The organism is Janthinobacterium tructae, from assembly GCF_006517255.1.
GTDB lineage: Bacteria > Pseudomonadota > Gammaproteobacteria > Burkholderiales > Burkholderiaceae_D > Janthinobacterium > Janthinobacterium tructae.
The window spans coordinates 5,349,278-5,365,616 of the sequence record NZ_CP041185.1 but is presented as its reverse complement, the minus strand read 5'-3'; the positions used below and the strand labels follow the sequence as shown (position 1 = coordinate 5,365,616).

Annotated in this window: 7 protein-coding genes; 4 read left to right on the top strand and 3 right to left on the bottom strand. The window is 61.2% G+C overall.

The window, feature by feature from the left end; all coding sequences use genetic code 11:
• The first annotated feature begins 586 nt into the window (after positions 1 to 586).
• The 3 genes from FJQ89_RS23555 to FJQ89_RS23545 all read left to right on the top strand — a co-directional run bounded on the left by FJQ89_RS23555 (position 587) and on the right by FJQ89_RS23545 (position 9,234).
• Complete coding sequence (locus FJQ89_RS23555) at positions 587 to 3,367, top strand: TonB-dependent receptor (protein WP_141171924.1); 2,781 nt, start codon at positions 587 to 589, stop codon at positions 3,365 to 3,367.
• A 177-nt stretch (positions 3,368 to 3,544) separates the two neighbouring features.
• A complete protein-coding gene (locus FJQ89_RS23550) occupies positions 3,545 to 6,226 on the top strand; it encodes a TonB-dependent receptor (RefSeq protein WP_141171923.1) in 2,682 nt (893 codons plus the stop codon).
• Between the two features lie 356 nt (positions 6,227 to 6,582).
• The gene (locus tag FJQ89_RS23545) at positions 6,583 to 9,234 is read left to right on the top strand and encodes a TonB-dependent receptor (RefSeq protein ID WP_243136224.1); all 2,652 of its coding nucleotides are present in this window, start codon (positions 6,583 to 6,585) and stop codon (positions 9,232 to 9,234) included.
• 187 nt (positions 9,235 to 9,421) lie between these two features.
• Here the strand turns inward: FJQ89_RS23545 and aroG are convergent, their stop codons facing one another.
• Positions 9,422 to 10,486, bottom strand: coding sequence for a 3-deoxy-7-phosphoheptulonate synthase AroG (aroG, locus tag FJQ89_RS23540; protein WP_279239669.1), 1,065 nt, complete (start codon positions 10,484 to 10,486; stop codon positions 9,422 to 9,424).
• A gap of 505 nt (positions 10,487 to 10,991) precedes the next feature.
• Here aroG and FJQ89_RS23535 point away from each other — a divergent pair.
• A complete protein-coding gene (locus FJQ89_RS23535; protein WP_141171921.1) occupies positions 10,992 to 13,847 on the top strand; it encodes a TonB-dependent receptor in 2,856 nt (951 codons plus the stop codon).
• A 205-nt stretch (positions 13,848 to 14,052) separates the two neighbouring features.
• Here FJQ89_RS23535 and tldD read toward each other — a convergent pair whose 3' ends face one another.
• Positions 14,053 to 15,513 carry a metalloprotease TldD gene (gene tldD, locus FJQ89_RS23530; RefSeq protein ID WP_141171920.1) on the bottom strand — a complete coding sequence of 487 codons (1,461 nt, stop codon included), beginning with the start codon at positions 15,511 to 15,513 and terminating at the stop codon, positions 14,053 to 14,055.
• 21 nt (positions 15,514 to 15,534) lie between these two features.
• Positions 15,535 to 16,335, bottom strand: a complete 801-nt coding sequence (locus tag FJQ89_RS23525; RefSeq protein ID WP_141171919.1) for a carbon-nitrogen hydrolase family protein — start codon at positions 16,333 to 16,335, stop codon at positions 15,535 to 15,537.
• Between the last annotated feature and the right edge of the window lie 4 nt (positions 16,336 to 16,339).

Here is a 16,339-nt window from a genome sequence, read left to right as displayed (position 1 = left end):
TTGGTGCGCTTGTACTGGCTTCCCCCTGGGATACAGGAGTCCACCGCCAAAACCAGTCCATCCTCGCAAGATCTATGCCTTGTTTGTCGCCAGCCTGGCCGCGTGCAGACGAGCTGGAAAAAGGCGTAACGATAACGCATATTTTGTTCGCCGGGAGAAAAGCCGCAGCACTGGCGTGACGTGCAGCCACGCTCGCCTGCCTCGCGGGAAGAATTTTCCGCAGCGCAGCATAGGCAAGCGGATGCCGTGAGAAATCCACTTAGCAGTAACCCTTACGGCCGCCAATGACAACTGTTTTTATGACAGTACGGAAAATACGCATCGCAGTGCAACATTGAAATAATTGCAAATATTGAAACACATCAACATTATAAAAAACACTGTTGTTTCCATGCTGAAAGAGCATACGTACGCGTTGACAAGGTTTCTCGGAAAATGATCTTATCGATGACGGCACCTTATAAAAATGCCGACTTATCCACAGCGATTGCCGACGCAGCAATCTTTATCACCCTGGCAAAGCTGTGCCGCACAAGGGCCAGCCGAGCACACTTTCGGAGTTCTGAGAATGATGATGGAAACAGTGATGTCCCGCTCCGTACGCCTGATTTTTTCGGGTAGCGTAGCAGCGCTCAGCCTAGGCATGATGGCTGCGCCGGCAATGGCGCAAGACGCCAATGTGCAACGTGTGGAAATTACAGGCTCGAGCATCAAACGGGCCACGGCCGAGACCGCATCGCCGGTACAGGTCATCACCCGCGACGACTTGATGAAATCGGGCAAGGCCACCGTCGCCGAGTACCTGCAAACCCTCACCGCCGATGGCGCCGGCTCCCTGCCGACGGGTTTCGGCAACGGCTTTGCCGCCGGCTCCACGGCCATCTCGCTGCGCGGCCTGGGCGCCACCTCGACCCTGGTCTTGCTCAATGGCCGCCGCATGGCGCCGTTCGCGCGCGCTGATGATGGCCAGAAGAGCTTTACCGACCTGTCCACCGTACCGATGCAGATCGTCGAACGCATCGAAATCCTCAAGGACGGCGCCTCCTCCACGTATGGCGCGGACGCCATCGCCGGCGTCGTCAACATCATCCTGCGCAAGGACTTCGAAGGCCTGACCCTGAAAGGTGACACGGGCATTTCCGGCGACAGCGACGCCAAGCAGCACCGTGCCTCGCTGACCTTCGGCAAGGGCAACCTGGACACGGATAAATTCAACGTCGTCGTCAACGCCGAATACAGCAAATCGGACATGCTGATGAACAACGAGCGCTCCGGCCGCAAATGGATAGGCAAGGCTGACCTGCGGCCGTATGGCTATGCGATCAACACCCAGTTCGCCGGCGGTTACATCAACGGCAACAACGATGCGAATGCATCACCAGCAGGCCTGATCCGCGACCCCGTCACCAACAACTATGTGTCCCTGCCCGGCTGCTCCACCTTGTCCGTGTCTTCACCGCAAGATCCAAAAGGTGGCTGTCTGTGGCACCACGACCAGTTCCGCTCGATGCAGCCGAAGATCGAATCGATCAACCTGTACACGCGCGGCACCTGGCAAGTCAATGCCGATACCCAGGTGTACGCGGAAGCGGGCTATTCGAAGCGCGATACGGCCTTTACCCTGATACCACCGTCCATCACGCCGACCATCGCCTTTCCGCCGAATGCCACCAGTCCCACTGGCGTCGTCAACTACGGCTCCGGCGCCGGCACCACCATTGTGCTGGCCGCCAACCATCCGCAAAATCCGTATGGCGTACCCGTGCGCGTGCGCTACCAGGCTTTCGACGTGGGCGCCAGCACGCGCCAGGCGAATAACGAGTTCAACCGCATCGTGCTCGGCGTAAAGGGCAATGCCATGGGCTGGGATTACGATGCCGGCTACACGCATTCGGAATCGAAGCTGCACCTCGATTACAGCAACATGTTGAACATGGCCGTCGTCAAGGATGCCCTGGGCAATCCGAACAGCAAATATTTCCCGTACTATATCGGCGCGCAGGCAGGCAATAATCCCGCCTCGCTGTACGCGGCCATGGTGACGAACGCTACCTCCGACTCCACGACCAAGCTCGACATAATCGACTTCAAGGCTTCGCGCGAACTGATGCAGCTGCCCGGTGGTGCCATGGGCCTGGCCGTCGGTGCGGAACACCGCCGCGACAAGCTCGACAATCCATCGCTGTCGGGCACGGAAAACGGCTCCATCAACTCCAGCTATGTCGCCGCCAAGGGTGACAGCAAGGTCTCGGCCGTATTCATGGAAGTGCTGGCGCCCGTCTTCAAGACGGTAGAACTGTCGGGCGCCTTGCGTTACGACAAATACGACCGTTTCTCGTCGACCACACCGAAACTGGGCGCCAAGTGGACGCCACTAAAAACCTTCGCGGTGCGCGGCACGTATTCGGAAGGCTTCCGTGCTCCAGGACCGGCCGAAAGCAATGCCAACTCGCAATCGACGGGCACCTCGACGGTGAGCGATCCCGTGCGCTGCCCGGGCGGCACCCGCCTGCCGGGCGCCAATGCCAGTGACTGTGAACTGCAAGTGGCGGCCGTCAAGATCGGCGACCCCAGCCTCAAGCCGGAAAAATCCAAGGGCTACACCTTGGGCCTGGTGTGGGATCCGTTCAACGATACCAGTCTGTCGCTCGATGGCTGGAAGATCAAGCGTGAAAACGAGATCAATCCGCTGCCGTACAACGAAGCGGCCGCCCTGCCGACCGCCATCCGCGCCGACAACAATCTGACCATCAATGGCGTCGTCACGCCGAACACGGGCACCTTGCTGATCACCAAGGCGCCGTACCGCAACTCCAGCTTTACGGAGATCAAGGGGATCGACCTGGACATCAAGCAGCGCGTGCGCCTGGGCGACTACGGCCGCGCCACGTTCGGCCTGACCTGGACCCACATCGCCTCATGGGTGCGGGCCGAGTCGTCCACCGTGCGCTACCAGTTCGCCGGTACGCATGGCAATTGCGACACCTCCAACTGCGCCGGCACGCCAAAGGACAAGATCAATCTCACCGGCTCATGGGACCTGGGCAACTGGAACGTCAGCGGCGTGCTGAACTACCGCTCGGATATGAAAAACATCCTGTTTGAAGGCAAGCCGTGCGCTTCCAAGCTGGCCGATGGCAGCGCGGCGCCGAACGGTTGCAAGCTCGCCTCGTTCACCACGCTCGACCTGTCGAGCCGTTGGAACGTCAACAAACAGTTGCAATTATTTGCTTCGATCAACAACGTGACCGACAAGATCGCGCCGCTCGACCCGCTGACCTACGGCGGTATGAGCTACAACCCGATGGATGCCAGTGGCGCCATCGGCCGCTACTTCAAACTGGGCGCCAGCTACAAGTTCTTCTAAGCTGACACCTGTATCCTGACGCAAGGCGGTGAGCAATCACCGCCTTTTTTCGTCGGTGACTGTGGCGCCAGGTCACTCATCCGCACGCATATTGCGCCAGCGCAAACCTTATTTTCTGCGCACCTGTAAAACTCCCTTGCAAGCCAATTGGCCAAACCCACGCCACAGGAGTGTCAGATGACGCAAACCCGCAGTCCCTCACCTACCTTGCGCCTGCTGTGCGCAGCCTTGCTCGGCGCGTATGGCCATGCGGCCATGGCGCAGGACTCCCGCACCGCCGGCGAGTCCCCCGTTATGCAGAGAGTCGAAGTCACCGGTTCCTCCATCAAGCGGCTGGTTTCGGAAACAGCCACCCCTCTCTCCATCTTCAAGGCCGAAGACTTTGCCAAGCAGGGCCTGACCACGGCCCAGGAAGTCCTCAACAAGATCCCCTCGAATTCCTCCAGCATGGGCAGCGGCAATGCCGTCGGCGGCAATACCAGCGGCTTGCCCACGGGCGGCCAGGCCAGCGCCGACTTGCGCGGCCTGGGCGGCGACAAGACCCTGGTGCTGCTCAATGGCCGGCGCATCGCCAACCATCCGTATGACGGTGCCAGCGTCGACCTGAACATCATTCCCATCGCCGCGCTGGAGCGCGTCGAAGTGCTGCGCGACGGCGCCTCGGCCATCTACGGCACGGACGCCATCGGCGGCGTCATCAACTTCATCACCAAGCGCTCGATCAATGTCACCAACATTACCGCCGAAGTCATCGCGCCCGAACACAAGGGCGGCGGCGAACACCGCATCAACCTGTCGACGGGCTTCGGCAAGCTCGATACGGACGGCTACAATATTTTCGGCGTGGTCGATTACCACAAGCAAAATGTGCTGACCTCGCAAGACCGCGATTTTTCCCAGACCGGCGTCTTTCCCGAGCGGGGCGTGAGCGTGACCAAAGGTACCAGCGGCACCACCTTCCCAGGCAACTATTTTGATGCGGCCGCAGATGGCGGCAAGGGCCTGGCCGGCAATCCGTACGCTGCCGCAGGATGCAGGCCGCCGCTGGCCATCCCCTCCGGGAGTGGCACTTGCCGCCAGGATTACACGCGCCAGATCGACGACCTGCCGGAACAGGAACAAGTCGCCTTCTTCGGCAAGGGCGCCTTCAAGCTGGGCGGCGGCCACCTGGCCACGCTCGAATACTTGCATTCGGAAAACAAGGTGAAGGCGCGCACGGCGCCGCCACCGCAAACGGGCTTGATCCTGCCCATCAGCAGCAAATACTATCCGGGCAATGCGGGCGGCGTGCCGGTCCAGCCGGGACTGTCGGGACAGCCGCTGAGCGTCAACTGGCGCCCCATCGAGGCAGGTCAACGGCAGATCGATTCCACCGGCAAGGCGGACCGCCTGGTGCTGGCGCTCGAAGGCGAGCTGGCGGGCTGGGACTACAAGACGGGCCTGAGCCATGCGATCAGCAAGTCGTCCGAGAAATTTACGGGCGGCTACGTGCAGGATGCGGGTTTTGCCGCTGGCGTGCTCAATGGCATCCTGAATCCCTTCGGCGAACAGGATGCGGCCGGCAAGGCTTACCTGGACAGCACCGCCCTGCGCGGCGAAGTACAGAGCGCCAAGGTCACCACCACGGGCTTCGACATCAAGGGCAGCCGCGAACTGATGCAACTGGCCGGCGGCCCGCTGGCCATCGCTCTCGGCGGTGAACTGCGGCGTGAAAAAGCCGACTTCAATGTCAACCGCGATATTGCCAGCCAGGCCGCCAGTTCCGGCCTGTCCGGCTCGCTGTCGAAAAGCGGCTCGCGCACGATCCAGGCCGTCTTCGGCGAAGTCAACTTGCCATTGATCAAGGATCTGGAAGTGCAGCTGGCCGCCCGCTTCGACCATTACAGCGACGTGGGCAGCACCACCAATCCCAAGCTGGCCCTGCGCTACCAGGCCAGCAGCGCGCTGGTGCTGCGCGGTTCGGCCAGCACGGGTTTCCGCGCACCGACCTTGTTTGAAAAGAACGCTCCGCCGTCGAAGAACGATACCAATGACTCCTACAACGACCCGATTCTGTGCCCGGGCGGCGTGCCGCAGCCGGGCGCCAATCCCCTGCGCGATTGCGACTTGCAGCAATTCAAGCTGCAAGGCGGTAATGAAAAGCTGAAACCGGAAAAATCCACCACCTTCGCCTTCGGCCTGGTGCTCGAACCGGTCAAGGAAATCACCGTCGCCGTCGACTACTGGAACATCCACCTGAAAGACAAGATTTCCTCGCTGCCAGAGCAATCGATCTATGGCAACTACGAAAGATACAAGGCCTTGTTCCTGCGCAATCCCGACGGCTCGCCTTTTGCCATTCTCGACCTGAACGACAACCTCGGTGAAGTGAAAACCGACGGCATCGACGTGAGCCTGAATGCGCGCCTGGGCCGTGGCGCCTACGGTGATTTCAGCGTGTCAGTGGACGGCACCTGGACCCACAAGTATGACTACCAGAACGAGCGCGGTGGCGAATTCATCGCCAACGTGGGCCGCTATGCGGACAACAATCCCGTCTTCCGCTGGAAGCACACGGCGGCGCTGAACTGGCGCATGGGCAACTGGGGTGCCACCCTGTCGCAATCGTTCAAGTCCGGCTATACGGACCAGAACAATGTTGCCGATCAATACAAGCACGATGTGCCGTCCTACAGCCTGCTTGGCGTGTCGGGCAGTTATGCGTGGAAGGGCTTGTTGCTGACGGCTGGCGTGAAAAACCTGCTGGACAAGGAACCGCCGTTCTCGAACCAGGGCACGATGTTCCAGAAAGGCTATGACCCGCGCTACACGGATCCGATCGGGCGCGCGTATTACCTGCGCGGCAGCTATACGTTTTAAGGGGAATTTTCAGGTCGATAGATAAAACAGGCAGCGCTGGCAACAGCGTGCCAGCAACAGAAAAGCGGCGCCGTCAGCGATGATGTGCGCCGTTTTATTTTACCCATCTGAGCACGGCTGACAAGGGCTCACGATACTTTATTACTGAAGGATTATAAAAAAAACAGGAAAATGTTGCATTTCATCCAAAAAGTCCGCCCGAAATTGACAATCTGAATCGTGAATGTTTTGATGAGGACCCTGAAAATTTACAGAATTTTCATTGGTGGATTTTGAAATAAACAAATAAATTGCTAGCAGACAACAAGTTATTTCAAAATAAATGCCATCTTTATCACAATACCAAGGAATTTCAGATGATGATAGAAAATGTAATGTCGCGCTCCTTGCGCCTGATGTTTGCTGGCGGCATGGCCCTGAGCATGCATGCCGCGTATGCGCAAGAAACAACAGATGGCACCATGCAGCGCGTGGAAGTCACCGGTTCGAGCATCAAGCGCCTGGCATCGGAGACAGCGCTGCCGATCACCTCGATCAAGGCCGATGATTTCGCCAAGCAAGGCTTGACGACGGCACAGGAAGTCCTGTCCACCATTTCCATGAATCAGAGCTCGCAAAGCAGCTCGCAATCCGTAGGCTCCGGTACGGGCGGCCAGTCCGTCGCCGACCTGCGCGGCATCGGCGGCGACAAGACCCTGGTCCTGCTGAACGGCCGCCGTATCGCCAGCCACCCATTCAACGGCTCGTCCGTCGACCTGAACATCATTCCGATTTCAGCCCTGGAGCGCGTTGAGGTGCTGCGCGACGGCGCCTCCGCCATCTACGGTACCGATGCCATTGGCGGCGTGATTAACTTCATCACCAAGCGTTCCGTCAAGGGCGGCTCCGTCACGGTCGAACATTACGAGCCACAAAAAGCGGGGGGCGGCGACGAGTCGCGCCTGAACCTGTCCGGCGGCTACGGCGATCTGAACAAAGATGGCTTCAACGTCTTCGGCGTGGTTGACGTACATCGCCAGTCGGCGCTGAGCACGGCCGACCGTTCCTTCTCGAAGAGCGGCTACATCCCAAGCAAGGGCGTGGATAACCTGAGCGGCACCACCTTCCCTGCCAACTTTTACGATACCGGCAATGGCCTGATCGGCAACCCGGCCTTCGCCGGCGGTTGCGTGGGTGAGAACCTGTACAAGAATACTTCGGGCAAGAGCACCTGCGCCATGGATGTCACACCATTCATCCAGGCCATCCCGAAAACCCAGCAGGAATCCTTCCTCGGCAAGGCCAGCTTCAAGCTGAACCAGGATCACCTGGCCACCATCGAATACCTGCACTCGCGCAGCACCAACGAGGCGCGCATCTCGCCGCCGCCGATGTCGAACATCGGCATCCTCATGTCGTCGAGCTCCCCTTACTATCCAGGCGGCAGCGGCGGTGTACCAGCCGTGGCGGGCCTGTCGGGCGCGCCGCTGGACATCAGCTGGCGTCCGGTGGCGTCGGGCCAGCGCAGCGGCTTCGACACCAGCACCTCGGACCGCCTGGTACTGGCTTCCGAAGGCGTCCTGGGTGCGTGGGACTACAACGTCGGCCTCAGCTACTCCGTCAGCAAGGCCACCAGCGCCTTCACGGGCGGCTACCTGAATGACCAGCGCATCATCGACGGTATCGGCAATGGCATACTGAACCCGTTCGGCGCGCAGAGTAGCGCTGGCGATGCGTACCTGAAGGACTCCGTCCTGAAAGGCGAATACCTGAGCGCGAAGATGACCAGCACCGCGGTCGACGCCAAGGTCAGCCGCGAGCTGTTCAACCTGCCGGCTGGCGCCGTCGGTTTCGCCGTCGGTACGGAATTCCGCAACGACAAAGCCGAGTACAACGTGAACCGGGATCTGGCCGGCCAGGCGTCGAGCTCCGGCTACGCCGAAGCGCAGAACCAGTCGGGCAGCCGCAATATCGCCGCCATCTTCTCGGAACTGAGCATTCCTGTCGTGAAAGACCTGGAACTGTCGCTGGCAGCCCGTTATGACCACTATAACGACGTCGGCGGCAGCTTCAATCCGAAGGTCGGCGTGCGCTGGCAGCCAACGAGCCAGGTGCTGCTTCGCAGCTCCTACAACACAGGCTTCCGCGCACCAACACTGTATGACCTGCATGGTCCGCAAACCAAGACCTTCACGGCCAACAAGTACGACGATCCACGCCTGTGCCCAGGCGGCGTCGCGATTCCTGGCGCCAACAGCAATGTCGCCTGCGGCGCGCAGCAGTACATCCGCTCGGGTGGCAATCCGGACGTCGGCCCGGAAAAATCGAAAACCTTCAGCGCCGGTATCGTCATCGAACCTACCAAGTCGCTGACCGTCTCGCTCGATTACTTCCAGATCAAGCTGCGCGACAAGATCGGCACCGTGGCCGAACAGACCCTGTTCGACAACTACGCAAAGTATCAGAACAACTTCATCTATACCGCTGATGGCAAGCTCGATTACGTGCTGGCCACCCTGGGCAACCTGGGCGAAATGCACACCTCGGGCATCGACTTGGGCCTGAACTGGAAATTGCCACGTAGCCAGTATGGCAACTTCACGTTCGCCTTTGACGGCACCTGGGTACAGAAGTATGAGTACCAGAACGAACGCGGCGGCGAATTCGTGCAAAACGTGGGCGTGTATGGCGACAATGCACCGGTATTCCGCTGGAGACACAATGCCTCCCTGCAATGGAATATGGACAAGTGGAATGCCACGCTGTCGAACAAGTACATGAGCGGCTACCGCGACCAGAACTATGTCGATCCGCAATTCGAGCAAAGCGTCAAGGCTTACTCGGTATGGTCGCTGTCGGGCGCGTACTCCGGCTTCAAGAATACCGAAGTCACCGTGGGCGTAAAAAATCTGCTGAACGAAGATCCACCGTTCAGTAACCAGATCGGCACCTTCCAGTCCGGCTACGATCCGCGTTACACTGATCCGCTGGGCCGCACCTTCTACGTGCGCGCCACGTACAAGTTCTAAGTACACCTGACACAAGCTACTGCGCGTCGCGAGTAGCGGCCTGCGATGCTCACTGTGCTCAAGCACAGTTCCGCGTCTCGGCCGCAACTCGTTGCCGCTCGCTACGCTTTTGTCAGGCGAATTGAATTAAGTAAAAAAGCCCGGAAAGCTTTAGCTTTCCGGGCTTTTTTTCATGCTGCACGCCACCTTATTCCGCGTCGCCCTGCAGGCGGCGCAGCTTGACGGCCGCCGCCAGGTTTTCCAGCACGGCCACACTGGCGCTCCAGTCGATGCAGCCATCGGTGACGGATTGGCCATAGATCAATTCCTTGCCCGGGATCAAATCCTGGCGCCCGGCCACCAGGTGCGATTCCACCATCACGCCGACGATGCGGCTGTCGCCGCCGGCCACCTGGCTGGCGATGTCGGCACACACGGGGATCTGGTTTTCCGGTTTTTTCGAGCTGTTCGCATGCGAGGCGTCGATCATCAGGCGCGCCGCCAGGCCTTGCGCCGCGATGGCCTTGCAGGCCTCGTCCACGCTGGCCGCGTCATAGTTGGGCGTCTTGCCGCCGCGCAAGATGATGTGGCAATCCTCATTGCCGTTGGTCGAGACGATGGCCGAGTGGCCGCCCTTCGTGACGGAAAGGAAATGGTGCGGCTGCGAGGCGGCCTTGATGGCTTCCACGGCGATTTTCACATTGCCGTCCGTGCCATTCTTGAAGCCGACCGGGCACGACAGTCCCGAGGCCAGCTCGCGGTGCACCTGCGACTCCGTGGTGCGTGCGCCAATGGCACCCCAACTGATCAGGTCGGCGATGTATTGCGGGCTGATGACGTCGAGGAACTCCGTGCCAGCCGGCAAACCCAGCTCATTGATATCACGCAACAATTCGCGCGCCATGTGCAAGCCGTCGTTAATGCGGAAGCTGTTGTCCATGTACGGGTCGTTGATCAGCCCCTTCCAGCCCACCGTGGTGCGCGGCTTTTCGAAATAGACGCGCATGACGATTTCCAGTTCGCCAGAGAAACGCGCACGCTCCTTGACCAGCAGGCGCGCATATTCCATCGCCGCCTTGGTATCGTGGATGGAGCACGGCCCGATCACCACCATCAGGCGGTCATCCTGGCCGTGCAGAATGCGGTGCAGGGCGATACGGGCGCTGGCAGCGGTCTGTTCGGCTTGCTCCGAGCAGGCGAATTCGCGGATCAGGTGGGACGGCGGGGTCAATTCCTTCATTTCGCGAATTCGCAAATCATCGGTGCGGGGCATCATTTTCTCCAAAATTTAAGGAAGGGTAAAACATCTGGGTAAAAAAAAACCGCCATCAGTGGCGGTTTTTTAGAATTTGCTGGGATCTCGTTTTTTGCTGCTACGTGAACCGACCGCTACTCCACCGCCTTTGGGTTGGAATTGCTAAAGTAAAAATAAGCGGTAAAAAAGTGGCGAGCGAACATGCGAGTCATCCATAAGTGATGAACGACTATAAACCTAAATTGCAAGGGTTGGCAAGCATATTTGTCGGCAAAGCCGCATGCCGCTGCCGTTTTACACGGCAAAGCGCGTAAAAAAGCATAAAAAGTTGCGCGCCACTAGACCGGCATGGCCAGTCCAGTCCAGTGTGGAGCCCGTCGTGGCGCGCACACCACACAACGCCCATTGCGGCGACGGCAAACGACACACTACTGATCAAGATCTAATCACGGGCAGACCGGACGGACAAGACTCAAGGACGCATCGACGACCTTTGATTGCCTGACCTTTTCCGGAGAACACAATGAGCCCTACCCCCTTGTTTCAGCCCGCTGCCTTTTCGCCACCACGCCTGGGCCTGGCACTGGCCAGTGCACTGCTGAGTCTACCCGTCCTGGCACAAGACAATGCTGCACCTGCGCCCCTGCAGCGCGTGGAAATCACCGGCTCGAACATCCGCCGCGCCCAGGCTGAAACAGCCTCGGCCGTACAAACCCTGAATGCGGCCGATATCGAGAAATCGGGCAAGGCCAGCGTGGCCGAACTGCTGCAAACCCTGGCCGTCGACAACCAGGGCTCGGTCCCTACCAGTTTCAGCGGCGGCTTTGCCGCCGGCGCGTCGGGCATCTCGCTGCGCGGCCTGGGCACGGCGTCGACCCTGGTCTTGCTGAACGGGCGCCGCGTGGCGCCCTACGGCCTGGCAGACGACGGCCAGAAGGTATTTGCCGACCTGAACATCATCCCCCTGGAAGCGGTGGAGCGCGTGGAAATTCTCAAGGATGGCGCCTCGGCCATCTACGGCTCGGACGCCATCGCCGGCGTCGTCAACGTGATCCTGCGGCGCGATTACCAGGGCACGGCCGTGAAGGGCAATTACGGCAAGACGAAAGACTGGGACGGGCGCGAGGCGCGCGCATCCATCACGCACGGCTTCGGCGATATCGACAACGACCGCTACAATGTGCTGCTGAACCTGGAATACAGCGAAAAAGGGGCGATCTCGAACCGCGACCGGGCCGGACGGGGCGCCGTCGGCCGCAGCGACTTGCGCGACCTGGGCTTCAGCGCGCAGGAAACCCTCAGCGGCGCCGGCGCCATCACCGACAACAATGCGGCGGGCAGCGCCGTCAACGGCAACGTGCGCAATCCCGACACCTTCGACTACTATAACCGCGGCAACCTGGGCGGCGTGGGCTTTACGCGCACCTTCCCCGGCGCCGCCTGCGGCAACTTCACAAACCACCCGCAGGGCGATCCAGGCGGCGGCTGCCTGACCGATGCCGCGCAGCAATATGGCCAGATCCAGCCCAGGCAAAAGAACATCAATTTCTTTGGCCGTGGCGCCTGGCAACTGACGCCAGCGCTGCAAGCGTATGCCGAACTGAACGTGTATCACAGCGAATCGAGTTCCGTCACCACGCCGTCGACCATCAGCGGCTCGGTGGGTTTTCCGGGCGGCCCCGTCAGCAATGCGGCTGTGGCGCTGGGCGCCGGCCATCCTGACAATCCCTACTTCGGCCGCGCTGCACGACTGCGTTACCTGGCCGCCGACGTGGGTCCGCGCACCTCGGAAGTCGATTCCACCTTCACGCGCTTCGTCGCCGGCATCAAGGGCAGCGTGGCGGGCTGGGACATCGACAGCGCCCTGCTGTACTCGCAAAACAAGGTCGCGAACGAGCGCGGCGGCTTCCTGCAGCGCGACGTGGCCTTCGCCCTGCTCAACCCCAGCGACGCCAATGTGGCTGCGGCCCGCCTGAACCCTGCCTATGCGGCCCTGCCCGCCGGCAGCGTATGGCGCATCGCGGAAAACGCGGGTCTCAATTCGCCCGCACTGTACGCGGCCCTGTCGCCGCGCATCTCGAACGACGCCAAAACGCATATCGCGCAGATCGACTTCAAGGCCAGCCGCGAAATGGGCAAGCTCGACGGCGGTAGCCTGGGCCTGGCCGTGGGCGCCGAATTCCGCCACGAGTCGACGGAACTGCAGCCCACCGCAGGCACGGAACGGGGCAATATCATCTGCCTCGGCTATTCCGCCTACAAGGGCAGCCGCAACGCTTCGGCCCTGTATGCCGAAGTGCTGGCGCCCGTGCTGAAAAGCGTGGAGCTGTCGGGCGCCCTGCGCGCCGACCACTTCACTGACGTGGGCAATTCCTATACGCCGAAAGTGGGTGTGAAATGGACGCCGCTGCGTGAACTGGCCCTGCGCGGCACCTTCGCCAAGGGTTTCCGCGCACCCGGCGCGGCGGAAAACGGCGTTGGCGGCCTGGCTGCGTTTTCCACCGCCAGCGACCCGCTGCGCTGCGCGCTCGGCGTGACCCTGGCCTGCGACCCGGCATCGATCGCCGTCATCACCGCGCCCAATCCCAAGCTGTCGCCCGAGCGTTCGCGCAGCTATTCCGTGGGCGCCGTGTGGGACCCGCTGCCGCGCACCAGCCTCTCGGTCGATCTGTGGCAAATCCGCCGCAAGAATGAGATCAACCAGGAACAGACGGACACAGCGATTGCGCAGGGCCACGTGGCACGCGACCCGTCCACGGCCAGCGACAAGCCCGGCGATCCGGGTGCCATCACGGCCGTGCTGGCCAGCTATGTCAATTCCGCGCAAACGACGGTGCGCGGCATCGATATCGACGCGCGCCAGCGCTTCAACCTGGGCGGCGACCATGGCAACCTGGTGTTCGACCTGAAGTGGACGCATCTGTACAAATGGCTGCGCACGGAGCAGGACGGCACGCAGCGCGATTTCGCCGGCACGCACGGCAATTGCGATGTTTCCAACTGCATGGGCACGCCCGGTGACAGGGTCAACCTGAGCGCCACCTGGGAGCGTCAGAACTGGCGCGTCTCGACCAATGTCAACTACCGCGCGCCGCTCGACAATATCAGCTTCAAGAACGATCCGGACGGCTGCGCCACGCATTTCGCCGACGGCACCGATGCGCCGCGCGGCTGCCGCATCGCCTCGTTCACGACGGTGGACCTGACGGCCCGCTGGCTGGCCACACCCAAGCTGGAAGTGTTTGCAACGGTGCAAAACCTGTTCGACAAGATCGCCCCGCTCGATCCGCTCACGTATGGCGCCACGGGCTACAACCCGCTCGACTATGCGGGTGCGGCGGGACGTTTCTTCAGTGCCGGGCTGAAGTACAAATTCTGAGGAATCCAGCAACCATGTTGGCACGGCCGGTGGTGTTGGCGTGATGGTGGTGTCGGGTTACGCGCTTTGCTGAGGAATCAGAAAGGCGGGAGCGTAGGTCGGATTAGCGGGGCGAAGCCACGCGTAATCCGACACCATTGTTGACACTGCCATTGGGGGTGTCGGCTTACGCGACTAACCCGACCTACGCAAACCATCCAAAAAATCAGGCTGTGCCGCCGACGGTAATGCCATCGAGGCGCAGGGTTGGCTGCCCCACGCCCACGGGCACGCTCTGCCCCTCCTTGCCGCACACGCCCACGCCCGAATCGAGGCGCATGTCGTTGCCGATCATGCAGACGCGGTTGAGCACGTCCGGACCATTACCGATCAGGGTCGCCCCTTTGACCGGATAGCTGAGCTTGCCATTTTCGATCATGTACGCTTCGCTGGCCGAGAAGACAAACTTGCCGTTGGTAATGTCGACCTGACCGCCGCCAAAGTTGACGGCATACAAACCATTTTTCACGGAAGCGAGGATTTCACCGGGGTCCATGTCGCCGCCCAGCATATACGTGTTCGTCATGCGCGGCATGGGCAGGTGGGCGAACGATTCGCGGCGCGCATTGCCCGTCACGGGCATCTTCATCAGGCGCGCATTCATCGTGTCCTGGATGTAACCCTTCAGGATGCCATCCTCGATCAGGGTCGTGCACTGCGTCGGGTTGCCCTCGTCGTCGATATTCAGGGAGCCGCGCCGGCCGGCCAGGGTGCCGTCGTCGACCACCGTGACGCCCTTGGCCGCCACGCGCTCGCCGATGCATCCGGAAAACGCGGACGAACCCTTGCGGTTGAAATCGCCTTCCAGGCCATGGCCGATCGCCTCGTGCAACAGGATGCCGGGCCAGCCCGGTCCCAGCACGATGGTCATGGGGCCGGCGGGCGCGGGGCGCGCTTCCAGATTCACCAGGGCCGAGTTGACGGCGTCTGCCGCATATTGTTCCAGCACGGCATCACTGAAATAGTCATAGCTGTAACGCCCGCCGCCACCAGCCGAGCCCGTTTCGCGGCGGCCATTCTGTTCCGCGATCACGGTCAGCGAGACGCGCACCAGCGGGCGGATGTCGGCCGCCAGCACGCCGTCGCTGCGCAGCACCAGCACCACGTCGTACTCGCCGGCCAGGCCCGCCATCACCTGCACGACTCTGGGGTCTTTCGCCCGCGCCATCTTTTCCACACGCTCGAGCAGTTGCACCTTGGCCGTGGCATCCAGCGAGGCGAGCGGATCATTGGGCAGGTACAGCGAACGCCCGCCTTGCGGCTGCATCTGGCCCGCGATCTTGACTCTGCCGGCGCCCGCGCGCGCGATGGTGCGCGTGGCTGCTGCCGCTTCCAGCAAGGCCCGCTCGGAAATATCGTCGGAATACGCAAAGGCCGTCTTGTCGCCGGACACGGCGCGCACGCCCACACCCTGGTCGATGGAAAAACTGCCCGTCTTGACGATGCCCTCTTCCAGGCTCCAGCCTTCGCTCCTGGTCGACTGGAAATACAGGTCGGCATAGTCGACCTTGTGCGTAAACATCGTGCCCAGGGCTTTGAGCAGCTTGTCTTCGTCCAGGCCGAACGGCGTGAGCAGGATGTCGCGCGCCACGGCCAGGCTGGACAGATTGGGTTCAAATGGCTTCATAACTCTTTCTCACAATTCAATTCACATCGTCCGGTGCGCCAGCGCTGGCAAGGATTCGCGCACGCCGGCCAAAAACACCAGGTCGATTTCGCCGCTGACCACACCCTCGCCTTCGGGCAACACGGCTTTCACTTCGCCCCAAGGGTCGATCAGCATGCTGTGGCCCCATGTGCGCCGGCCGTTCGGATGCAAGCCGCCCTGCGCCGAGGCCAGCACATAGCACTGGTTTTCGATGGCGCGCGCGCGCAACAGCACTTCCCAGTGGGCGCTGCCCGTCGTATGGGTAAATGCGGCCGGCACGACGATCAGCGCGCAATCGCCCATGGCGCGGTACAGCTCGGGAAAGCGCAAGTCATAGCAGATGGACAGTCCGACCCGGCCAAACGGCGTCTCGATGGCGCGCACTTGCGCACCAGGCACGATGGTGCGCGATTCATTGTACGACTCGGTGCCGCGCGTAAAACCGAACAGGTGGATCTTGTCGTAGCGGCCGGCCGGCTCGCCTTGCGGGTCGTACACCAGCGTGGTGTTCAAGACCTTGCCCTCCTCGCCGGAGATCAGGGGCAAGGTGCCGCCGATCAGCCAGATGCCGTGCTGACGCGCCATCTGCGCCATGCCATCCTGGATCGGTCCGCTACCGGGCTGTTCCGCATGGGCCAGCTTGTCCGTTTCCTGCTGGCCCATGATGGCCCAGTATTCGGGCAACACCACCAGCTGCGCGCCAGCGGCGGCGGCCTGTGCCACCAGGCGTCGCGCCGTGGCCAGGTTGTCTGCCACGGACGGCGAGGAAATCATTTGTACTGCTGCGACTGTATGCATCATTGCC

Coding starts and splice junctions, on each gene's coding strand:
- FJQ89_RS23555 (WP_141171924.1), top strand. CDS start 587: ATGTCCCGCTCCGTACGCCTGATTTTTTCGGGTAGCGTAGCAGCGCTC.
- FJQ89_RS23550 (WP_141171923.1), top strand. CDS start 3,545: ATGACGCAAACCCGCAGTCCCTCACCTACCTTGCGCCTGCTGTGCGCA.
- FJQ89_RS23545 (WP_243136224.1), top strand. CDS start 6,583: ATGATGATAGAAAATGTAATGTCGCGCTCCTTGCGCCTGATGTTTGCT.
- aroG (WP_279239669.1), bottom strand. CDS start 10,486: ATGCCCCGCACCGATGATTTGCGAATTCGCGAAATGAAGGAATTGACC.
- FJQ89_RS23535 (WP_141171921.1), top strand. CDS start 10,992: ATGAGCCCTACCCCCTTGTTTCAGCCCGCTGCCTTTTCGCCACCACGC.
- tldD (WP_141171920.1), bottom strand. CDS start 15,513: ATGAAGCCATTTGAACCCAATCTGTCCAGCCTGGCCGTGGCGCGCGAC.
- FJQ89_RS23525 (WP_141171919.1), bottom strand. CDS start 16,335: ATGATGCATACAGTCGCAGCAGTACAAATGATTTCCTCGCCGTCCGTG.